At 70.7% G+C, this 20440-nt stretch carries 22 protein-coding genes and 4 tRNA genes; 6 read left to right on the top strand and 20 right to left on the bottom strand.

Translation table 11 applies throughout. From position 1 onward, the window contains the following. Together NS184_RS09770 and NS184_RS09775 are read right to left on the bottom strand one after the other, a co-directional pair. Positions 1–573, bottom strand: a 573-nt coding sequence (locus NS184_RS09770; protein WP_193750442.1) for a Gfo/Idh/MocA family protein, incomplete at its 3' end; no start/stop codon positions are given. A 41-nt stretch (positions 574–614) separates the two neighbouring features. Next, positions 615–1361: a sugar phosphate isomerase/epimerase family protein gene (locus tag NS184_RS09775; protein ID WP_058725934.1), complete on the bottom strand. Its 747-nt coding sequence runs from the start codon at positions 1359–1361 to the stop codon at positions 615–617. Positions 1362–1505: 144 nt separating this feature from the next. On the opposite strand from NS184_RS09775, the gene NS184_RS09780 reads away from it, so the two are divergent. Continuing rightward, positions 1506–2717 (top strand): ROK family transcriptional regulator, encoded by a 1212-nt coding sequence (locus NS184_RS09780; protein ID WP_193750440.1) that lies wholly within the window; start codon positions 1506–1508, stop codon positions 2715–2717. Between the two features lie 48 nt (positions 2718–2765). After that, on the top strand, positions 2766–3536 hold the full coding sequence (locus NS184_RS09785; protein WP_058725935.1) for a YqaJ viral recombinase family protein: 771 nt from the start codon (positions 2766–2768) through the stop codon (positions 3534–3536). On the opposite strand, the gene NS184_RS09790 is transcribed toward NS184_RS09785, so the two are convergent. The 6 genes from NS184_RS09790 to NS184_RS09815 all read right to left on the bottom strand — a co-directional run bounded on the left by NS184_RS09790 (position 3533) and on the right by NS184_RS09815 (position 7139). Then, complete coding sequence (locus NS184_RS09790; RefSeq protein WP_058725936.1) at positions 3533–4141, bottom strand: Pr6Pr family membrane protein; 609 nt, start codon at positions 4139–4141, stop codon at positions 3533–3535. The genes NS184_RS09785 and NS184_RS09790 overlap by 4 nt on opposite strands. Positions 4142–4334: 193 nt before the next feature. After that, positions 4335–5024 carry a 50S ribosomal protein L1 gene (gene rplA, locus NS184_RS09795; RefSeq protein WP_022834225.1) on the bottom strand — a complete coding sequence of 230 codons (690 nt, stop codon included), beginning with the start codon at positions 5022–5024 and terminating at the stop codon, positions 4335–4337. Between the two features lie 74 nt (positions 5025–5098). Next, positions 5099–5530 carry a 50S ribosomal protein L11 gene (gene rplK, locus NS184_RS09800; protein WP_022906459.1) on the bottom strand — a complete coding sequence of 144 codons (432 nt, stop codon included), beginning with the start codon at positions 5528–5530 and terminating at the stop codon, positions 5099–5101. Between the two features lie 121 nt (positions 5531–5651). Beyond that, positions 5652–6692, bottom strand: coding sequence for a transcription termination/antitermination protein NusG (gene nusG / locus NS184_RS09805; protein ID WP_058725937.1), 1041 nt, complete (start codon positions 6690–6692; stop codon positions 5652–5654). A gap of 75 nt (positions 6693–6767) precedes the next feature. Next, positions 6768–7031: a preprotein translocase subunit SecE gene (gene secE / locus NS184_RS09810; RefSeq protein WP_400413601.1), complete on the bottom strand. Its 264-nt coding sequence runs from the start codon at positions 7029–7031 to the stop codon at positions 6768–6770. A gap of 35 nt (positions 7032–7066) precedes the next feature. After that, positions 7067–7139 (bottom strand) — tRNA-Trp (locus NS184_RS09815). A gap of 113 nt (positions 7140–7252) precedes the next feature. Between NS184_RS09815 and NS184_RS09820 the strand changes: the two genes are divergently transcribed. Continuing rightward, a complete protein-coding gene (locus tag NS184_RS09820; protein WP_058725939.1) occupies positions 7253–8494 on the top strand; it encodes a pyridoxal phosphate-dependent aminotransferase in 1242 nt (413 codons plus the stop codon). A 75-nt stretch (positions 8495–8569) separates the two neighbouring features. Here NS184_RS09820 and NS184_RS09825 read toward each other — a convergent pair whose 3' ends face one another. From NS184_RS09825 to NS184_RS09835, 3 genes are read right to left on the bottom strand one after another with little or no spacing between them, the layout of a single operon-like run. Further along, complete coding sequence (locus NS184_RS09825; RefSeq protein WP_430733540.1) at positions 8570–9622, bottom strand: UDP-N-acetylmuramate dehydrogenase; 1053 nt, start codon at positions 9620–9622, stop codon at positions 8570–8572. Continuing rightward, positions 9619–10044: a MaoC/PaaZ C-terminal domain-containing protein gene (locus NS184_RS09830; RefSeq protein WP_058725941.1), complete on the bottom strand. Its 426-nt coding sequence runs from the start codon at positions 10042–10044 to the stop codon at positions 9619–9621. Before NS184_RS09830 ends, NS184_RS09825 begins: the two co-directional genes overlap by 4 nt. Then, positions 10041–10490, bottom strand: coding sequence for a MaoC family dehydratase N-terminal domain-containing protein (locus tag NS184_RS09835; protein ID WP_083513605.1), 450 nt, complete (start codon positions 10488–10490; stop codon positions 10041–10043). Before NS184_RS09835 ends, NS184_RS09830 begins: the two co-directional genes overlap by 4 nt. 111 nt (positions 10491–10601) lie before the next feature. On the opposite strand from NS184_RS09835, the gene NS184_RS09840 reads away from it, so the two are divergent. Beyond that, on the top strand, positions 10602–10991 hold the full coding sequence (locus NS184_RS09840) for a hypothetical protein (protein ID WP_152998161.1): 390 nt from the start codon (positions 10602–10604) through the stop codon (positions 10989–10991). 91 nt (positions 10992–11082) lie between these two features. Here NS184_RS09840 and NS184_RS09845 read toward each other — a convergent pair. From NS184_RS09845 to NS184_RS09865, 5 genes are all read right to left on the bottom strand, one after another. After that, positions 11083–11156 (bottom strand) — tRNA-Met (locus NS184_RS09845). A gap of 33 nt (positions 11157–11189) precedes the next feature. After that, positions 11190–11261 (bottom strand) — tRNA-Thr (locus NS184_RS09850). Between the two features lie 93 nt (positions 11262–11354). Then, positions 11355–12482 (bottom strand): M23 family metallopeptidase, encoded by a 1128-nt coding sequence (locus NS184_RS09855; RefSeq protein ID WP_058725944.1) that lies wholly within the window; start codon positions 12480–12482, stop codon positions 11355–11357. 150 nt (positions 12483–12632) lie between these two features. After that, positions 12633–13463: an inositol monophosphatase family protein gene (locus tag NS184_RS09860; protein ID WP_058725945.1), complete on the bottom strand. Its 831-nt coding sequence runs from the start codon at positions 13461–13463 to the stop codon at positions 12633–12635. A gap of 50 nt (positions 13464–13513) precedes the next feature. Next, positions 13514–13598 (bottom strand) — tRNA-Tyr (locus NS184_RS09865). Positions 13599–13742: 144 nt separating this feature from the next. Here NS184_RS09865 and NS184_RS09870 point away from each other — a divergent pair. Together NS184_RS09870 and cls are read left to right on the top strand one after the other, a co-directional pair. Then, positions 13743–14231, top strand: coding sequence for a YajQ family cyclic di-GMP-binding protein (locus tag NS184_RS09870; protein WP_058725946.1), 489 nt, complete (start codon positions 13743–13745; stop codon positions 14229–14231). Between the two features lie 38 nt (positions 14232–14269). After that, positions 14270–15730 carry a cardiolipin synthase gene (gene cls / locus NS184_RS09875; RefSeq protein WP_083513600.1) on the top strand — a complete coding sequence of 487 codons (1461 nt, stop codon included), beginning with the start codon at positions 14270–14272 and terminating at the stop codon, positions 15728–15730. 166 nt (positions 15731–15896) lie between these two features. Here cls and NS184_RS09880 read toward each other — a convergent pair whose 3' ends face one another. From NS184_RS09880 to NS184_RS09895, 4 genes are all read right to left on the bottom strand, one after another. Beyond that, a complete protein-coding gene (locus tag NS184_RS09880) occupies positions 15897–17024 on the bottom strand; it encodes a heparan-alpha-glucosaminide N-acetyltransferase domain-containing protein (RefSeq protein ID WP_152998162.1) in 1128 nt (375 codons plus the stop codon). 13 nt (positions 17025–17037) lie between these two features. Then, complete coding sequence (locus NS184_RS09885) at positions 17038–18411, bottom strand: FAD-dependent oxidoreductase (RefSeq protein WP_058725949.1); 1374 nt, start codon at positions 18409–18411, stop codon at positions 17038–17040. An 81-nt stretch (positions 18412–18492) separates the two neighbouring features. Then, a complete protein-coding gene (locus NS184_RS09890; RefSeq protein ID WP_058725950.1) occupies positions 18493–19569 on the bottom strand; it encodes a polyprenyl synthetase family protein in 1077 nt (358 codons plus the stop codon). A gap of 30 nt (positions 19570–19599) precedes the next feature. Then, complete coding sequence (locus NS184_RS09895; RefSeq protein WP_058725951.1) at positions 19600–20409, bottom strand: demethylmenaquinone methyltransferase; 810 nt, start codon at positions 20407–20409, stop codon at positions 19600–19602. Positions 20410–20440 lie beyond the last annotated feature (31 nt).

The following is a 20440-nucleotide window of genomic DNA, read 5'->3' on the forward strand; positions in this document are numbered from 1 at the left end:
GTAGTACGGGCCGATGTCGAACAGCGGGCCGGCGCCGACCGCGAAGAGGAACTCGGGGCTCGGGTGCCAGGACTCGGGGCCGGGGCTCTGGAACAGCGTCAGGCCGTTGAGGGGCGCACCGATCCGACCGTCGCGCACGGCGCGCAGCGCGGTCTGGAGGCCGGCGCCGAGGAACGTGTCGGGCGCGACGCTCACCGTCGTGCCGGCGGCGACCGCGGCGTCCCGGAGCCGGGTCGCGCTCTCCCGGTCGAGGGCGTAGGGCTTCTCGCCCCACACGTGCTTCCCGGCGGCGAGGACCTGCTGGGCGACCTCGACGTGGGCGGCCGGGATCGTCAGGTTGACGACGATCTCGATGTCGTCGTGCGCGAGCAGCTCCTCGACCGTGCCCGAGCCCGGGACGCCCCACTTCTCGGCCTGGGCGGCTGCGCGCGGGAGGTCGATGTCGGCGATGAAGTGGACCGTCACGTCGGGGAAGACGGTGAGGTTCGAGAGGTACTGGTCCGAGATGACGCCGGCGCCGATGACCCCGACGCCGACCGGGCCGGTGCGGCGGGTGGTGCCGGCGGCGGTCATCGTGGCGGTGCCGGTGGTCGTGGTGCCGGTCGAGGTGTCGGTCATGCGCGGACCCCCTGCAGGAACGTGTACGAGTCGGCCACGGCCTGGAACACGTCGCCCTCGTGACCGTCGAGCTCGACGACGTGCAGGGCCTCCGGCGCGGCCGCGAGGATCTCGCGGACCGGCATGACGCCGTCGCCGACCGCGACCTGCTTCTCGTCGTCGTGCGAGCCGTCGCCGTCCTTGACGTGGAGGAACTGCACCTTCTCGCCGTACTTCCCGATGACCGCGACCGGGTCGTCCCCACCGACCGTCACCCAGTACGTGTCGAGCTCGAGCACGACGTCGTCGGACAGCGCGTCGGCGAACACCTCGTAGGCGCTGGTGCCCTCGATGCGGTTCGAGAACTCGAACGCGTGGTTGTGGTAGCCCAGGGTCAGGCCGTGGTCCGCGGCGCGCGGAGCGAGTGCACTCAGCTCGCGGGCGATCGCTTCCACGTCCTCGCGGGTGGTCCAGCGCGCCTCGTCGATGTGCGGGTCGATCAGGGTGGTCATCCCCGTCGTGACGCTCGCGTGGAAGATCGCCTCGAGGTCCTGCTCGCCGGCGTCCAACAGTCGTGCGTGTCCGCTCGGCGCGGCGAGCCCGGCGGCGGCCAGGGCGTCGCGCAGTTCGGCGGCGCGGTCGACGTAGCCGAAGAGCTCGACGTTCGTGTAGCCGATGTCGGCGATGCGCTGCAGCGTGCCGGGCAGATCGGCCGAGAGGGCGTCGCGGACGGTGTAGAGCTGGACCGAGAGCGGTTGTGTCACCAGGGGTTCTCCTCGTCGAGACGGTGTGGTCGTCACTGACCGAGCGTCACACTATGACCACTTCTGACGGCGGTCAAGCAAAAGTCGACAACGCTCCGACGCACTTCGTTGCGCGACCTGTTCGATGTGTGCTCTACTCACCGCATGGTCGACTTGACTCGGACGGCAGCGTCGCCTCCGGTCGGGACGAGCGAGCTCTTCCAGATCCTCCGTGACGGCGTGCCACGGACCCGGGCCGAGCTCGCCGCCCTGACGGGGATGGCACGCTCGACCATCGGCGTGCGCCTCGATGCCCTCGTCGAGGTCGGACTCGTCGGGCCGGTGCAGACCGCCGCCTCGACCGGCGGACGGCCGCCGGCACAGGTCGCCCTGGTCCCCCGCGCCCGCCTCGTGGTCGCCGCCGACCTCGGCGCCTCGCACGGACGGGTCGCCGTGACCGACCTCACCGGGACGCCGCTCGCCTCCCGCGACGCGCACATCGACATCGCCGCCGGCCCCGTGCCGACCCTGTCGTGGCTGGTGTCCGTCGTCGACGAGCTGCTCGCCGAGGTCGGACGCGCCCGCGACGACGTCATCGCCATCGGGATCGGCGTGCCCGGCCCCGTGGAGTTCTCCACCGGGCGCCCGGCGAACCCGCCGATCATGCCCGGATGGGACGGCTTCGACGTACCCGGCTGGCTCCGGCAGCACGTCGCCGCCCACGTCCTCCTGGACAACGACGTCAACATCGCCGCGCTCGGCGAACGGCAGCGCGGATGGACCGACGTCGACCACCTGCTCTTCGTCAAGGTCGCCACCGGCATCGGTTCCGGGATCGTGTCCGACGGCGTCCTGCAGCGCGGCGCCCAGGGCACCGCAGGCGACATCGGCCACGTCCGGGTCGGGCGGGCCGAGGACATCCCGTGCCACTGCGGCAACACCGGCTGCCTCGAGGCCGTCGCGTCCGGTCCGGCGATCGCCCGAGCGCTCCGGACCAAGGGTCGTGAGGTCCACACCAGCGGGGACGTGATCGACCTCGTCGCGCGCGCCGACCTCGATGCCATCGCCGCCGTCCGGCAAGCCGGACGGGACATCGGCGAGGTGCTCGCCACCTGCGTGTCGCTGATGAACCCGTCGGTGATCGTGCTCGGCGGATCCGTCACCCGCGCCGGCGAGCACCTCCTCGCCGGCGTCCGCGAGGTCGTGTACGCCCGGTCGATGCCGCTGGCGACGGAGCACCTCGTGATCGCGCAGTCGCGGGCGGGATCGCACGCGGCACTGCACGGGGCCGCCGCGCTCGCGATCGACTACGCGCTCTCCCCCGCGGGCATCGACGAGATCGTCGCGTTCGCCGAGGGGCGCGCGCTGGTGTCCTGACCGCGCGTCGGTTTCCGTCGCGTCGGTGGGCGGGGTGACAATCGTGTGGTGACGATCGTGCAGCCCACCCTGTGGGGCGACCTGGACCCCGGCCTGGAGGCACTGCCCGCCTCCGCCACGCCGGCGCAGGCCTCGCGCACGGCCGGCTCCGGCACCACGTCCGATCGGCCCGGCGCGACAGCTGCACCAGTCGCTTCCGGGGGTCCTCACGGTCCGTCCCGGCACGACACGTTCACGGTGCTCCGTGGGCACACCGAACGGATCGTCGCCCACTCCTCCGACCGGGTCGCGTGGCTCCGTGCGCGCGCCATGGGGATCACCGCCACCGACGTCGCCCGGCTCGCCTCACTCCGGGCCGTCCACGCCGTCGTCGCCGACAAGCGCTACGGCTCCCGCTTCTCGGGCAACGTCTACACCGAGCACGGCCGGGAGCGCGAGCCCGTGATCGCCGCCTGGGTCGCTGCGACGCACGGCATCGAACCGTCAGCACACCTCTTCCACGCCGCCGCGAACCGTGCGCACCTCGCCACGCCCGACGGTGTCGGGCACGACGGAGACGGGCGACTCGTGCTCGCCGAGATCAAGACGACCGCGAAGGGCTGGCGGAGCATCCCCCGGCACTACCTCCGGCAGATCTGGTGGCAGCAGTACGTGCTCGGAGCCGACCGCACCCTGTTCGTCTGGGAGCGCCACGACGACTTCGTTCCCGCGCACGACGAGCCCGAGTGTCGCTGGGTCGACCGCGACGACGACCAGATCCGCGTCCTCATCGACCTCGCCGACCGCGTGCTCGACACGCTCCGTCGCGACCGGGTCTAGACCTTCACGATCCGGAGTCGGCTCATCCCGACGACGAGCATGCCCATCAGCGCGATGAAGACCGCGACGCCGAGGCAGTACAGCGCCACGACGCCGTACCCGAGCGAGGGATCCAGGAACGGGTACGGCACCCACCCGTCGGTCGCACCGCGGACGAGGATCACGACGAGCCACACGGCGGGGTAGATCAGGAACCACCACACGTGCCGGAAGAGCAGTCGGGCTCGGTCGGAGAACAGCAGCCAATCGAGCACGGCGTAGACCGGCATCACCTTGTGCAGGACGTCGTTCGACCACTGCACCGAGGACTGCACGTCGATGTTGACCAGCAGCGTGTTGTAGACGATGCCCGTCGTCGCGATGTACACCGTCGACGCTCCGCGGAAGATGCTCAGCCCCAGCGTGCTGCGTCTGCTCCGCGCCGCGGCGACCAGGGTCAGGGCGAACGCGAGCGCGATGAGGATGTTCGACTGGTTCGTGAAGTAGCCGAAGTAGTTGAAGAAGTTGTAACTCGGGAGCTTCGAGCTCACGAGCCACTGTGCAAGGATCGCCGAGACCACGGCGATCACGGCGATGAGCCGGAGGGCGTTGACGAGGGTGCGCACACGGCCACGCTATCGGGACAACGGGCCGAACGACGAGAAGACCCGCACCGGCTCCGGTACGGGTCTTCTCGGACTGATCAGGAGATCAGATGCTGTTGACGTCGCGCGGGATGTCTTGTGAGCACCGCGCCGAAGGTCGTCAGATGCTGTTGACGTCGCGCGGGATGTCTTGTGAGCACCGCGCCGAAGGTCGTCAGATGCTGTTGACGTCCAGCGGGATGCCCGGGCCGAAGGTGGTCGCGACGGACCCCTTCGTGATGTAACGGCCCTTCGAGGAGCTCGGCTTGAGGCGGACGATCTCCTCGAGCGCGGCCGAGATGTTCTCGTCGAGCTGCTCCGGCGTGAACGAGGCCTTGCCGACGACGAAGTGCACGTTGGCGTGCTTGTCGACGCGGAACTCGATCTTGCCGCCCTTGATGTCGTTGACGGCCTGCGCGACGTTCGGGGTCACGGTGCCGGTCTTCGGGTTCGGCATGAGGCCACGCGGGCCGAGCACCTTGCCCAGACGACCGACCTTGCCCATGAGGTCCGGGGTCGCGACGGCCGAGTCGAAGGCGGTGTAGCCGTCGGCGACCTTCTGGATGAGCTCGTCGCCACCGACCTCGTCGGCACCGGCGGCGATGGCGGCCTCAGCAGCAGCACCGACCGCGAAGACGATGACGCGGGCGGTCTTGCCCGTGCCGTGCGGCAGGATGACCGTGCCGCGGACCATCTGGTCCGCCTTGCGCGGGTCGACGCCGAGCTTGAGCGCGACCTCGACGGTGGAGTCGGTCTTCGCCGAACCGGTCTCCTTCGCGAGGGCGACGGCCTCGGTCGGGGTGTAGAACTTGTCGGCCTCGATCTTCGCGGCCGCGGCCTGGTAGGCCTTGGACTTCTTCGCCATGGTGTTCTCCTCTGGGAGCTACGTGGTTGACGAGCCGGCGTGGCTCTCCCACGGAAGGGTGTTGGGGGTGTGGATCAGGCCTCGACCGTGATGCCCATCGAGCGCGCGGTGCCGGCGATGATCTTCGCGGCCTGCTCGATGTCGTTGGCGTTCAGGTCGGCCTGCTTGGTCTCGGCGATCTGACGGACCTGGTCCATCGAGATCTTGGCGACCTTGACCGTGTGCGGGGTCGCGGACCCCTTCTGCACACCCGCAGCCTTCTTGATGAGCTCGGCGGCCGGCGGGGTCTTGAGGACGAACGTGAACGAACGGTCCTCGTAGACGGTGATCTCGACCGGCACGACGTTGCCACGCTGCGACTCGGTCGCGGCGTTGTACGCCTTGCAGAACTCCATGATGTTCACGCCGTGCTGACCGAGCGCGGGACCGATCGGCGGGGCCGGGTTGGCGGCGCCCGCGTTGATCTGCAGCTTGATCAGGCCCGTGACCTTCTTCTTCGGTGCCATGACTTGTTTCCTCCTGGAATCGAACGCACGGGGATCCGTGCACTCTCCCGCGGGCCCGGCCGTTCCGGACCGCGGTGAAGCCCCACACGCTCAGCGTGCGGGGCCAAACCTCGGTAGCTTACTACAGCTTGGTGACCTGGTCGAAGCTCAGCTCGACCGGGGTCTCGCGCTCGAACAGCGAGACCAGGACCGTGAGCTTGCCGCTCTCCGGCTTGATCTCGGAGATCGAACCCGGCAGGCCCGCGAACGAGCCTTCCTTGATGGTGATCGTCTCGCCGATCTCGAAGTCGACCTCGGCCTGCGGCTGGGCCTGTGCGGCACCGCCGGACTTCGCGCCGCCCTTGGCCGGAGCGGCCTCGGCGACCTGGACGAGGGACTTCAGCATGCCGAAGGCCTCGTCGAAGCGGAGCGGGGTCGGGTTGTGGGCGTTGCCGACGAACCCGGTGACACCCGGGGTGTGGCGGACGACCGACCACGAGTCCTCGTTGAGGTCCATTCGGACGAGCACGTACGAGGGGATCCGGACGCGGGTGACCAGCTTGCGCTGCCCGTTCTTGATCTCGACGACGTCCTCCATCGGGACCTCGACCTGGTAGATGTAGTCCTCCATCGACATCGAGACCATGCGGTTCTCGATGTTCGACTTCACGCGGCGCTCGAAGCCCGCGTAGGAGTGGATGACGTACCACTTGCCCGGCTTCATCCGCAGCTCGGCCTTGAAGGCCTCGTACGGGTCGACCTCGGCGGGCTCGTCCGCGTCGAGCGCCTCGTCGGCGGCGAGGGTCTCGTTCGCCTGCGCGGCGGACTCCGCTTCCAGCTCGACCTCTTCCTCGTCCTCGACCGCTTCGACGGCTGCCTCGGCCTCGTCGGCGGAGTCGATCTCGAGGGCGTCGTCCACGACCGCATCGGCCTCGGGGTCACGCGACTCCTGCAGCGCGGTGAGCGCTTCGTCGAGGCCGGCGTCGACCGTGCCGTCGTCGGGCTCGTCGCTCAGGCCGAGGGACTCGTCGTCGGCGTCCTCGACCGAGATCGCACGCTCCTCAGCGGACTCGGCAGCGAGCTGCTCGCCGGTCTCGACGTCGCCTTCCTGGTTCTCCTCGACCTCGGAGGACTGCTCGGCAGCCGTCGCGAGGTCGATGTCGTCGCGGGAGTTGTCAGACAATGTCGATTCTTTCCGTTCGGTGGTGCGGATCGGGTTGGCGAGCCATCAGCCCGGCCTGCGGTCGGCCGGACCGGATCAGGCGGTCGGACCGTTGCCGAAGACGTAGCCGACGCCGAGCCCGAACACGAAGTCGAGGACCGACACCAGGACCATCATCACGATCACGAAGACCAGGACGACGCCGGTGTAGCTGAAGAGCTCCTTGCGGGTCGGCGTGACCACCTTGCGGAGCTCGCCGATGACCTGACGGATGAACAGGGCGATGGCAGCGAACGGCCCGCGACGCGATGCGCGGTCCTGCTTCGCCTTGGCGACGACGTCGTCCGCCGTCGCTTCCACGTCTTTGCTCGCCAACTTCTACCCTTCCAGATGTGCAGGGCGGACAGGACTCGAACCTGCAACCTGCGGTTTTGGAGACCGCTGCTCTACCAATTGAGCCACCGCCCTTCGGAGCGCGTCTCGTCACCGATCCGCGTTCCGGTGGTCGAGTGTACGGGAGTCCGTCACACGGTGTCCACTTGACGGATGCTCCGGCGTGCCGCGCCGATAGGCTTGGCCCCGTGAGCACCGCAGCCGAAGGCCCCGAGTCCACCGCCAACCCCGCCGCCCCGCAGCAGCGCATCGCGTCGCGCATCGCGGCCATCGCGGAGTCCGCCACCCTCAAGGTCGATGCGAAGGCCAAGGCGCTCAAGGCCGCGGGTCGGCCGGTCATCTCGTTCGCCGCGGGTGAGCCCGACTTCGCCACCCCGCAGCACGTCGTCGACGCCGCCGTCGCCGCCGCGCAGGACCCGAGGAACCACCGCTACACGCCGGCGACGGGGCTGCCCGAGCTGAAGCAGGCGATCGCCCACAAGACCGCTCTTGAGTCGGGCGTGTCGGTCGACCCGTCGCAGGTCATCGTGACGAACGGCGGCAAGCAGGCGGTCTACCAGGCGTTCCAGACGATCGTCGACGCCGGCGACGAGGTCCTCCTCCCGGCCCCGTACTGGACCACCTACCCGGAGGCGATCCGGCTCGCGGGCGGCGTCCCCGTCGACGTGTTCGCCGGCAGCGACCAGGACTACCTCGTGACCGTCGAGCAGCTCGAGGCCGCGCGCACCCCGAAGACGAAGGCGCTGCTGTTCTGCTCGCCGTCGAACCCGACCGGCTCCGTGTACTCCGCGGAGCAGACGAAGGCGATCGGCGAGTGGGCGCTCGAGCACGGCATCTGGGTCATCAGCGACGAGATCTACCAGGACCTCGTGTACGACGACGTCCGCTTCACCGGCATCCTCGACGCGGTCCCGGCCCTCGCCGACACCACGATCCTCGTCAACGGCGTCGCGAAGACCTACGCGATGACCGGCTGGCGCGTCGGCTGGTTCATCGGCCCGGTCGACGCCGTCAAGGCCGCCTCCAACCTGCAGTCGCACCTGTCGAGCAACGTCTCGAACGTCTCACAGCGGGCAGCGATCGCCGCGCTGGAGGGGCCGCAGGAGCCCGTCGTGGCGATGCGGGAGGCCTTTGACCGCCGCCGTCGCGCCATCGTCGACGGCCTCAACGCGATCCCGGGCTTCGTCACGCCGACGCCGAAGGGCGCCTTCTACGTCTACCCCGACGTGACGGCACTGCTCGGCCGCGAGTGGGCCGGCTCCACCCCGACGACCACGCTCGAACTCGCGGACCTCATCCTCGAGCACGCCGAGGTCGCGGTCGTCCCCGGCGAGGCCTTCGGCCCCTCCGGGTACCTGCGGCTGTCCTACGCCCTGGGCGACGACGACATCGCCGAGGGCGTTGCGCGCCTGGCGAAGCTCTTCGGCTAGTCCCGGACTCGACGACGGCCCGCCTCCGAGGAGGTGGGCCGTCGTCGTCCTGGAGGCACGGGTCGGCTCGGGCGTTCAGCCGCCGGCGAGCAGGTCCCCCACCACGACGGGCTCCGGTACGAGCGTGACCCCGAACCGGTTGAGCACCGTGACCTGCACGTACCGCGCGAGCTCGGCGACCTGCGCCGCAGACGCTCCCCCGCGGTTCGTCAACGCCAGCGTGTGCTTCGACGAGATCGCCGCGCGCGACCCCGGGACCGCGTAGCCGCGGTGGATGCCGGCGTGCTCGATGAGCCACGCCGCGCTGAGCTTGACGTCCTCGCCGGCGGGCCAGCGAGGCGCGTCGGCGGGGAGGTCCTCCGCGAAGGTCGCGGAGACGATCGGGTTCGTGAAGAAGGACCCGGCGCTCCAGGTGTCGTGATCGTCGCCGTCGAGCACCATGCCCTTCGACCCCCGGAGGCGGAGGACCGCGTCACGCACGGTCGTCGGGGCCACCAGGGCGCCGAGTTCGACCCCGAGGGACCCGGCGAGCTGCGCGTAACGGACCGGGACGCCGTCGTCGGACGCGACGCCGAGCCGGAACTCGACCGTGAGCACCACACCGCGTCGTCCGTGCTTCAGGGTCGACGAGCGGTAGCCGAGCGCCAGCTCGGACGCGGGCAGCCACGCGCGCTCCCCGGTCGACGCGTCCAGGAACTCGATGGCGGTGAGCACGTCGGACAGCTCGACCCCGTAGGCGCCGATGTTCTGCACGGGGGCGGCACCGACCGTGCCCGGGATGCCGCTCAGCGCCTCCAGGCCGGTCCAGCCGTTCGCCACCGTCTGCGCGACGAACGCGTCCCACGGTTCCCCGGCTGCGACACGCACGGTGACGCCGTCGGCGTCCGCGCCGTCCGGCGGCACCACCTCGACACCCCGGGTGCGCACGAGCACGACCGTGCCGTCGAACCCCGGGTCGGCGACGAGGAGGTTGCTCCCGCCGCCGACGACGAGCCAGTCGTCGTCCTGCCAGGCGGTGTGCGCGTGCTCGACGAGCTCGTCGGTGGTCGTCGCGGTGAGCAGAGCGCTCGCGGGACCGCCGACGCGGAGCGTCGTGAGGTCGGCGAGCCGGGCGTCCGTCACGGTCAGCGGAACGCCACCGTGACCTGCGCCTTGCCGAGCACGGTCTGCCCGGCGGCGGTCACGGTGAGGTCGATGCGCTGGGGGCGGCCCGCGTCGTCCACGGTGCCGACCTTCGCGACGACGCCGACGGTCGCGCCGTCCTGCGGGTCGACGACCACGGGACGGGTGAACCGCACCCCGTAGCGCGTCACCCAGCCACGGTTGCCGAGCCACTCGGACACGGGCTGGACGGCGAGCCCCATCGTGAGCATGCCGTGCGCCAGGACGCCCGGGAGCCCGACCGACGCGGCGACGTCGTCGCGGTAGTGGATCGGGTTGAAGTCGCCGGAGGCGCCGGCGTAGCGGACGAGCGCGTCGCGGGTGAGGTGCACCTCGCGCTCGGCCACGACGGTGCCGACCTCGAGCGAGGTCGTGGGTGCGGTGGTCATGCGTCGTCTCCTCGGACCACGAGGGTGGAGGTCGCCGTGACGACGTGCTCCCCCGCGGCGTCGTTCATCGTGCTCTCGGCGGTGACCATGGCGTTGCCGCCGAGGGTCTTCACGCTCGTGACGGTCAGGGTCGCGGTCAGTTCGTCACCCGCGACGATGGGCCGGTCGTAGGTGAAGGCCTGCTCACCGTGCACGACCCGCGAGAAGTCGATCCCGGCGTCGGGCTCGGCGAGGAGCTGGGCGAGCGTTGCCTCCTGCACGACGACGGCGAACGTCGGCGGTGCGACCACGTCGTCGTAGCCGGCGGCACGGGCTGCCTCGGGCTCGTGGTGGATCGGGTTCGTGGCGAAGACGGCGCGGGAGAACTCGCGCACCTTCTCGCGACCGACCAGGTAGGGCGGGGCCGGCGGGAACGTCCTGCCGACGAGCTCGGGGTTCACAGACACGACCGGCAGTCTACCGAGCACCGTCCGACGTTCGAGATCCATGAGGATGCATCGGCTAGGCTGCACGAGCGACGTCGGGGGGTGTCGCACGAGCTCGGGGAGGGAGCGGCCATGGAGGCACGGACGGAGTACGCGGTCCACACCGGGGACCGGCGCGCGGCGATGGAGGTCGCGAGCGCGGCCCTGCGTCGGAGCGGACACGAGGTGACGACCACCGGCGGGACGATCACGGCCAGGAGCGGGAGCCGGTTCCTCACGACCCTGCTCGGCGCGCTCGTCCGTCCGTCGAGTGAGTTCCGGCACTACGAACTCTCGACGACCGTGACGGGAGCGTCGACCACGATCACGGTGCGCCCGCTCCACCACGGCACGGCGGTGGTCGGCGGAGCGATCGGGGCGGAACGGCGGCGCACGGCCTGGCGACAGGTGACCGGTGCGGTCGAGGGTGCCCTGCGCTCCGCCGGCGTGCTCGTCGACCGGACGGACCACGGCGTGCACTGACGGACGCAGGCCGCCCGGCGTGCAGCGGGAACAGCCGCCGGCGCGCAGCGGGAACAGGAGAGGCCCGACGCGAACGCGCCGGGCCTTGCTGTAGCGAGGGCGGGACTTGAACCCGCGACACCACGATTATGAGCCGTGTGCTCTAACCAACTGAGCTACCCCGCCGGGGATCCGGAGGCGACACACGCTCCGGGTCGGAGCCCCGAGTCAGGATTGAACTGACGACCCCTTCCTTACCATGGAAGTGCTCTACCACTGAGCTATCGGGGCGATGTGCCGCGAACGGCACCACACGAGAGTAGCAGACTCGCGACGGTGATCCGGAACCGGGCTCGACGCCCGGGCGTGCCGTCGCGGAGGCCGCTAGTTCGCGTTCTGCCGGAGCCAGGTCAGCGGGTCCACCGGGACGCCGTCGACGTGGATCTCGAGGTGCAGGTGCGGGCCGGTCGAGTTGCCGGTGCTGCCGACCTCCCCGAGTTCGTCGCCGACCGAGACCTGCTGTCCGGTGACGACCTTGAAGGTGTTGTCCTTCATGTGGCCGTAGACACTGACGAACTGCTTGCCGTCGACGTCGTGGGTCACCCAGACGTCGTTGCCGAAGCCGCCGTCGTGCGCCTGGACCTTCGTCACGACACCGTCGGCGATGACCCGGATCGGGGTCCCCTCGCCGGGCGCGAAGTCCACGCCCATGTGGTTCGTCGAGCAGAACGAGCAGCCGGCGACCTGGCGTCCGCCGAAGCCCGAGGTGATCGGGACGCCGGTGAGGAACGGCCACTGGATGGATCCGGCAGCGTCGTTGGTGAACGCCGAGGCGTCGGTGTTCGCGTACTGCGTGGCGTCGGAGACCGTGTACTGGTCGCGCGTGGTCGAACCGTCGGCGGCCTGCCCGACACTGAGCGACTGGGCGCTCCCCGTCGCAGCGGAGCGCGCCGACGCCGAGTCCGCCTCCGGTGTGTAGAGCGCCTGCGCCGGGAGCGAGGTCGAGACGACCAGCCCGGCGACGAAGAGCAGGGCGCCGACCGCGGTGACGCGCGAGGCGGTGCGACGGAAGGCCGTGCCGGCGGGGGCGGGTGCCGACGTCGCTGCCGGCGCAGCAGGACGGCGCGTCGGACGGACCCGTGGAGACGATGCGGCGCGGCGCGACGGCACGGCGGCGGTCTTCGCCGCGGGACGATCCGACCGCGTCGATCCGGCACGCTCGGGTGCCGGCGCGACGACCGGTGACGTCGGCGCGGGCGGGGTGGTCGGGCCGACATCGGCGACGGGAAGCACCGGCGACGTCGGCGCGAGGTCGACCGGCGAGGCCGGTGCCACCGCGTCGACGGGAGCGCCGACGATCGCGGCGAACTCGTCGGTCGTGCCGATCGGAGCGGTGGTGCGGGCAGCGGCTCGTTCGGCCTCGATGCGCGCTCGTCGGGTCAGGTGGACGACCGGGGTCGGTGCGTCGACGGTGACGTCGGTCGGTGCGGGCGTGGTGGAGGCGTCGGGCATGCGTTCGGTGCTGATCCTGATCGGGGGAAGAGTGGGGGCCGTTGGTAACGAGCCGGTAACGGAACTCCTGAACGGTAGCAAAGGACAACACTGCCCGCCAGTCGTGTCCCCCGGTCCGGCGCGCTCCCGGTCCGGGGGCGGGCGCAGTGGTCAGACCGGTGCGACCCCGAGCGCGGCGGCTTCGGCGCGGTGCAGCAGGGCCTCGAGCTCGTCGGCCACCGCGGGGCTCGCGAACAGGAAGGACCGCGTGTCCCCCGCCTCCCACGAGCGGACCTCGGCCCCGGCGGCAGCGGCCACGATCGATCCGGCGGCCATGTCCCACGGGTTGATCCCGCGCTCGTAGTAGGCGTCGACGGTGCCCTCCCCCACCCCACAGCAGTCGAGCGCCGCCGATCCCCCGCGGCGGATGTCCCGGACGCTCCCGATGAGCTCGGCGAGCACGGCGACCTGCCCGCGGCGACGGTCCGCCGTGTAGGCGAACCCCGTCGACAGCAGCGTCTCGGCGAGCGACGCGGGCGACGAGGCCGTGATCGGTGCTCCGTCCCGGGTGACCGTCCCACCGGCGACGGCGCGGAAGACGGTGCCGGTGGCCGGTGCGACGACCACGCCCGCGATCGGCTCCCAGGTCGCGGGGTCCGGCGCGCCACGCACGACGCCGATGCTCACGGCGTAGTCGGGTCGTCCGTAGAGGTAGTTGACGGTGCCGTCGATCGGGTCGACGACCCAGGTGACGTCGCTCGTCCCGTCGGTGCCGCCGGCCTCCTCGCCGAGGACCGCGTCGTCCGGGCGTGCTTCGGCGATCCGACGCCGTACCAGGTCCTCGACCTCGCGGTCCGCGGCCGTGACGACGTCGACCACGCTCGACTTGCGGTCGGCGACCTCGACCCCCTCGGCGCGGCGACGGGCGGCGAGCGCGGCCGCTTCCCGTGCGATCGACTCGGCGAGGTCGGCGTACTCGGACGGTGTGGGAGGTGTGGACATGTACCCATCCTGCCCGGAACGCGAGAACCCCCTCCGAGGAGGGGGTTCCGTGGTGGCGAGTGAGGGATTCGAACCCCCGAAGGCTACGCCGGCTGATTTACAGTCAGATCCCTTTGGCCGCTTGGGTAACTCGCCATCGCGCACCCAGCCCGTGTGATCACCAACCGGAGGCGCGCAGAACAGCATAGCCGATGCGCGGGGGTGGTCGTGACCACCCCCGCACCGCGGCCGGTCCGCGGTCCTGAACCGTGCCTCCCGGCCGTCGATAGGCTGTCCCGCATGGCAGACAGTTCCTTCGACGTGGTGAGCAAGGTCGACAAGATGGAGGCGGAGAACGCCGTCAACCAGGCGGCCAAGGAGATCGAACAGCGGTACGACTTCAAGGGCGCCGGAGCATCGATCGCGTTCAGCGGTGAGGACGTCCTCATCAAGGCGAACTCCGAGGAGCGGGCCCGCGCCGTCCTCGACGTGTTGCAGTCCAAGGCGATCAAGCGCGGCATCAGCCTCAAGAGCCTCGACGCCGGTGACCCCTTCCCCTCGGGCAAGGAGTTCCGCATCGAGGTGACGTTCAAGAACGGCATCGAGCAGGACGTCGCGAAGAAGATCGGCGCGTTCCTCCGTGCGCAGGCGCCGAAGAGCGTGAAGAGCCAGATCCAGGGCGACGAGCTCCGGGTGTCCTCGAAGAGCCGGGACGACCTGCAGAACACGATCCAGCTGCTGAAGGGCGAAGAGTTCGACGTCCCGCTGCAGTTCGTGAACTTCCGCTGACGCCCGCGTCCGCCTGACCCGACACCGACGACGTCATCGTGGAGCACTGGCTCTCCGTCGCGATCACGATCCTGCTGGTCCTGCTCGACCTCGCGATCCGTGTCTTCTCGATCATCTACGTCCCGATCAACCGGAAGCCGCAGACCGCGACGGCCTGGCTGCTCGCGATCTTCCTGATCCCGTACATCGGGTTCATCGTCTTCCTGATCATCGGGTCGACGAAGCTGCCACGGGACCGCCGCGACAAGCAGGCGGAGATCAACCAGTACATCCTCGACCAGACCGAGGGCATGGACCGCGTCCGCAAGGACCACCCGTGGCCGCCGTGGCTCGAGAGCATCGTGACGTTGAACCGCGGACTCGGGTCGATGCCCCTCGTGGGCGGCAACTCGGCGGAGCTCTACCCGGACTACGAGGAGTCCTACGCCGAGATGACGCGCGCGATCGACCAGTCGCGGCGCTTCGTGCACGTCGAGTTCTACATCGCGACGCTCGACGACACGACCCGGCCGTTCTTCGAGGCCCTCGCCCGAGCCCAGTCCCGCGGTGTGACCGTGCGGTTCCTCCTCGACCACTGGGCGAGCCGCGGGTACCCGGACTACAAGGACACCCTCGCGTTCCTCGACCGCGCCGGCATCGAGTGGCACCTCATGCTGCCGCTCAAGCCCCTGCAGGGGAAGTTCCAGCGCCCCGACCTCCGGAACCACCGCAAGATCGTGGTGATCGACGGCTCGGTCGCGTTCACGGGGTCGCAGAACCTCATCGACAAGTCGTACGACCTCGAGTCGCACAAGAAGCGGCACATGGCCTACAAGGACCTGTTCGCCCGGTTCGAGGGGCCGGTCGTCGCGGGGCTCAACGCCCTGTTCGTCACGGACTGGTACAGCGAGACCGACGAGCTGCTGCTCCGAGAGAGCGACCCGGTCCAGCGTGCGGACCGCGGGGATGCCCTCGACTGCCAGGTGGTGCCGTCCGGGCCGGGGTTCGACGGCGAGAACAACCTGCGCCTCTTCAACGCGCTGCTCTACTCCGCGCAGCAGAAGGTCTCGATCACGTCGCCGTACTTCGTGCCGGACGACTCGATGCTCTACGCCATCACGACCACCGCCCAGCGCGGGGTCGAGGTCGAGCTGTTCGTCGGCGAGATGGGCGACCACGCCATGACCTGGCACGCACAGCGCTCCTACTACGAAGGGCTGCTCCGTGCGGGGGTGAAGATCTGGCTGTACCGTGCGCCGACGATCCTGCACGCGAAGCACTTCACCATCGACGACGAGGTCGCCGTGATCGGCTCGAGCAACATGGACATGCGGTCGTTCAGCCTCAACCTCGAGGTGTCGGTGATGGTCCGCGGCAGTCGTTTCGTCGACGCGCTCCGCGGGGTGCAGGACGCCTACAAGGAGCACAGCTTCGAGCTGACGCTCGACTCGTGGGTGGACCGGCCGCGCCGGTCGAAGGTGCTCGACAACGTCGCGCGGCTCACGGCAGCGCTGCAGTAGGGACGGCCGGGAGGCACGGGTCGGCGCCGGCGGGTCGGCCCGCCTCCGGCCGTGCCCGCGGCGGGCGCTTCGCCGAGTCGAACCACGTCCGGGTCCTGGTTCGACGTCGGGTTCGTGGTTCGACGGCCGCCGCGGTTCGACGAGCGGGCCTCGTGCCGTCGGCGGTTCAGCGGATGAGCGGGACCGTGCCGGTGAGACGGGCGAGCAGGCGTTCGAGCGGCCCGCGGCCGAGGAACGTCCGCCACGTCATCGCGAAGAGCACCGACCCGACCGCGAACCAGCCCCACGCCGCAGCGCTCTGCGGGTACTCCGGCAGGAACGCGATCACGACGAGGTGGAACGCGTACACCGACAGGGGCATGGCGCCGACGGCCACGAGCGGGAACGCGATCCTCAGGGCGGTGCGGCCGCGCCCGTCGACGAGCAGGCAACACAGTGCCGTCACCGCCACCGCGACCCCGGCGGTCCCGACCACGTCGACGATCGAGGACGAGTGGTCCCGCGGTGAGAGGACCTCCTGTGCGAGGACCTGCGCGGGCGTGCTGCCCTCCGGCGCGTACGGCACGCCGGGGAACGACGCCCACGCGGCGTCCGCCGGGACGGGCGCGAGCAGGTTGCCGACGACGTAGGCGACGACGGCGACCAACGTGCCCGACGCGAGGAGGGTCACCTGGGTGACCCGTGCCTCCAGGCTGCCCGTCCGGGCGACCGCAAGGCCGACCAGCACGTACGCCAGGAAGGTGACCACGGGGTAGACCAGGCCGAGCTGCACCTCCCACATGCCGGCGTCCGCGTACAGGGGCAGCACCGCCAGCGCCGCGACGGGCGAAGCGACAGCGCAGGCGGCAGCGAGGGCGAGGAGCCACCGCGCGCGCACCCGCAGCACCGGGATCACGAGCAGGAAGAGCACGCCGTAGGTCGGGAGGATCACGTAGACGGGCGTGTCCAGCGCCATGAGGAGCAGGCCGATCCCGACCACCGCGACGGCGCGGATCGCGAGACGAGCGCGCACCCGACCGATCAGCGGCGGACCGGGCGGGCGGGTCCGGCCGCTCGTCAGACCGATCGACACGCCGGCGAGGACGGCGAAGAGCGACGACGACCGCCCGTGCGCGACGGCGACCCACGTCGACGGGTCCGACCAGTCGACCGCATCCGGGACGTCGCCCACGTGGGTGGCGATCATCCCGAGCAGGGCGATCGCCCGGGCGACGTCGACGCCCTGCAGCCGCGGCCCCGACGCGGGCACGCCCCGCACCGCGTCGGGCGGTACGGGGCGTGCTGCGGTGGTCACGGCGAGAGGCCCGTCAGCTCGTCGGCGCGGTGGTCCGACCGAGCGACACGTCGATCATCTCGTCGCGCGGGACGACCTTGATGCGCTCGCGCCCCGCAGCCGCGCCGAGGGCGAGCTCGTGCTCGTCGAGGTTGTGCCAGCCGTCGAGGTCCGTGTAGGCGACGCCACGCTCGCGGAGCAGCGCCGGGACGGCCTCGGGAGCGGGGTCCTCCGGGGTCCACCACGATGCCTGGTCGTTGACGATGTGCTGCACGGTCTCCATCGCGTCGGACTTCGTGTGCCCGATGAGGCCGACGGGTCCGCGCTTGATCCACCCCGTCGCGTAGACGCCGGGGAGCTGCTGCCCGTCCTCGCCGAGGACCTGGCCCTCGCGGTTCGGGATGATGCCCTGACGCTCGTCGAACGGCAGGCCGGGCAGGGGCGAGCCGAAGTACCCGACCGCGCGGTAGGCGGCCTGGATCGGGACCTCGCGGATCTCCCCCGTGCCCTCGACGCCGCCCTCGCCGTTCGGCCGGGTGCGCTCGTAGCGGATCGCCGCGACGTGGCCGTCCGCGTCGCCGACGAGTTCGAGGGGCTTCGCGTAGAAGTGCAGGTGCAGGCGACGGCTGGCCTGCCCGACCTCGCGCTCGCGCCACTGGTTCAGGACGCGGTTGATCACCATGACCTGCTTGTTCGTCTGGATCGCCGCGAGCGAGGCCTCGTCGTGGTCGAAGTCCTCGTCGTACACGACCATGTCGACGTCGCGCACCTCTCCGAGCTCGCGGAGCTCGAGCGGGGTGAACTTCACCTGCGCCGGACCACGCCGACCGAAGACGTGCACGTCGGTGACGGGGCTCGCCTTGAGGCCCGCGTACACGTTGTCCGGGATCTCGGTCGGGAGCAGGTCGTCAGCGTGCTTCGCGAGGATGCGCGAGACATCGAGCGCGACGTTGCCGTTGCCGATCACCGCGACGCTCTCAGCGGTGAGCGGCCAGGTGCGCGGGACGTCCGGGTGGCCGTCGAACCAGCTCACGAAGTCGGCGGCGCCGTAGGAGCCCTCGAGGTCGATGCCGGGGATGTCGAGGTCGGCGTCCTTGATCGCGCCCGTCGAGAACACGACCGCGTTGTAGTGCTTCTTGAGGTCCTCGAGCGTGATGTCCTCGCCGAAGCGGACGTTGCCGAACAGCCGGACGACACCGCGGTCGAGCACGTCGCGGAGGGCGTTGATGATGCCCTTGATGCGGGGGTGGTCCGGCGCGACCCCGTAGCGGACGAGTCCGTACGGCGCGGGGAGCTGCTCGAAGAGGTCGATCGACACGTCGTGGCCGTGCGCCTCGCGGAGGAGGATGTCCGCGGCGTAGATGCCGGCGGGGCCGGCGCCGACGATGGCGAGTCGGAGGGTGGGCACTGATCGTCTCCAGTTCGTTCGGGTGGGGTGCTCCCGGGGTCGTGCGGCTCGTCGGCGCCCGTGGGTGCCGTCGAGCGGGTGTCAGCGGCTGCGGTCGACGACGGACTCCGCGAACCGGGTGAGGGCCTTCTTCACGGTGCCGTCTGGCAGCGGCCCGAGGGCGTCGACGGCCTCCTCGGCCCATCGGACCGCGACGGCCCGGGTCGTGGCGGTGGCCTCGTGGTCGCGGAGGGCTGCGACCGCGGACTGGTAGGCCTCGGTGTCCACGGCGTCGTCGTCGGCGTCCCGGACGTCGTCCTCGATCCGGCGGAGCAGGGCCGCGGCGTCCGGGTCGGTCGACGCGAGGGCACGGAGGTGGAGCAGGGGCAGCGTGTCGACGCCCGCGCGGAGGTCGTTCCCGGCGATCTTCCCGGTGCGGTCCCCCGCGGGCGCGAGGTCGATGACGTCGTCCACGAGCTGGAAGGCGACGCCGACCTTCTCGCCGAACACCGCGACCGGCTCGAGGTAGGCCCGGTCTGCTCCGGAGAACAGGACCCCGGCCCGGGCGGCCGTCGCGATGAGCGAGCCGGTCTTGTCGCTGAGCACCTGGATGTAGTGTGCGACGGCGTCCTCGCCCTCGCGCGGGCCGGTCGTCTCGTGGAGCTGCCCCAGGCAGAGCCGCTGGAAGGTCTCGGCCTGCATCCGGATGCCCTCGACGCCGAGGTCGGCGGTGATGAGGCTCGCACGGGCGAAGAGGAGGTCCCCGGTGAGGATCGCGACGTTGTTGCCGTAGGTCACGTGCGCAGCGGGCACGCCGCGGCGGACGGGGGCCTCGTCCATGACGTCGTCGTGGTACAGCGACGCGAGGTGCGTGGTCTCGATGCTCACGGCTGCCTTGACGACCTCGTCCGTGACGCCGCGGCCGAGCTGGGCGATGAGGAGCGTCAGCGTCGGCCGGATGCGCTTGCCGCCGGCGGCGAGCAGGTACCGGCTCGTGGTGTCGGCCAGCGTGTCGGCCGAGTGCATCGCGGCCTCGAGCGCGTGCTCGACGACCTCGAGCCCGTCGTCCACAGCGGTGATGAACCGTCGGTCGGCGGGGGACGCGAACAGCCGTTCGCCGATGCCCAGCGAGGCGCGGAGACTCGGTGCGCGACGTGCGACCGGGACGCTCGGGTTCAAGTGCTGCTCCGTACTCGGGGAGGGGATGGTTCAGCCGTCGTGGTCGGCGGCGTCGGTGCCCGGCTGGACGCGCGGCTGCTCACCGGTGACCTGGTGGTCACGGCGGGCCTTGGCGCGACGGGCGACCGAGGCGCGGACCGTACCGGCGACTGGCTTGCGGCCGCGGTGCAGTGCGACGATACCGGCCGTGAGGTTCCGGTAGGCGACCATCGTGAAGCCGACGCCGCGGAGCCACTGGCTGAGCACCTGCTGCTCCGGCCACGCGTCGATCGACTCCGCGAGGTAGCGGTAGGCCGCAGGGTTGCTCGACGACAGCTTCGCGACGCCGGGCAGCACCCGCTTGAGGTAGGTGCCGTAGCCGAAGCGCAGGAGCGCGAGCGGCGGCGTGGAGAACTCGCAGATGACGACGCGGCCGCCGGGCTTGAGGACGCGGAGCATCTCGACGAGCGCCTGCTGCGGGTCGTTGACGTTGCGGAGGCCGAACGAGATCGAGACGGCGTCGAACGTGTCGTCGTCGAAGGGCAGGTGTTCGGCGTCGCCCTCGACGAACGTGATCTCGGGATGGCGCTCACGGCCGACGCGGATCATGCCCGCGGAGAGGTCGAGCGCCGTCACGTCGGCGCCCTTCTTCGCGAACGCCGCCGAACTCGTGCCGGTGCCGGCGGCGATGTCCAGCACCTTCTCACCCGGCTGCGGGTCGACCGCCCGGACCGTCGCGACGCGCCACAGCGGGGCGTTGCCCGCGGAGAGGATGTCGTTCGTGAGGTCGTACTTCGCCGCGACGTCGTCGAACATGGCCGCCACTTCGTCCGGCCGCTTGTTCAGGTCCGCTCTGCTCACCCGACCAATCCTAGAGGTCCGTGCCCGGGCG

This window comes from Curtobacterium luteum (assembly GCF_001475545.1).
GTDB lineage: Bacteria > Actinomycetota > Actinomycetes > Actinomycetales > Microbacteriaceae > Curtobacterium > Curtobacterium luteum_A.

Coding starts and splice junctions, on each gene's coding strand:
- NS184_RS09780 (WP_193750440.1), top strand. CDS start 1,506: ATGGTCGACTTGACTCGGACGGCAGCGTCGCCTCCGGTCGGGACGAGC.
- NS184_RS09870 (WP_058725946.1), top strand. CDS start 13,743: ATGGCAGACAGTTCCTTCGACGTGGTGAGCAAGGTCGACAAGATGGAG.
- NS184_RS09840 (WP_152998161.1), top strand. CDS start 10,602: ATGGAGGCACGGACGGAGTACGCGGTCCACACCGGGGACCGGCGCGCG.
- rplK (WP_022906459.1), bottom strand. CDS start 5,530: ATGGCACCGAAGAAGAAGGTCACGGGCCTGATCAAGCTGCAGATCAAC.
- rplA (WP_022834225.1), bottom strand. CDS start 5,024: ATGGCGAAGAAGTCCAAGGCCTACCAGGCCGCGGCCGCGAAGATCGAG.
- NS184_RS09855 (WP_058725944.1), bottom strand. CDS start 12,482: ATGCCCGACGCCTCCACCACGCCCGCACCGACCGACGTCACCGTCGAC.
- NS184_RS09830 (WP_058725941.1), bottom strand. CDS start 10,044: ATGACCACCGCACCCACGACCTCGCTCGAGGTCGGCACCGTCGTGGCC.
- NS184_RS09860 (WP_058725945.1), bottom strand. CDS start 13,463: ATGTCCACACCTCCCACACCGTCCGAGTACGCCGACCTCGCCGAGTCG.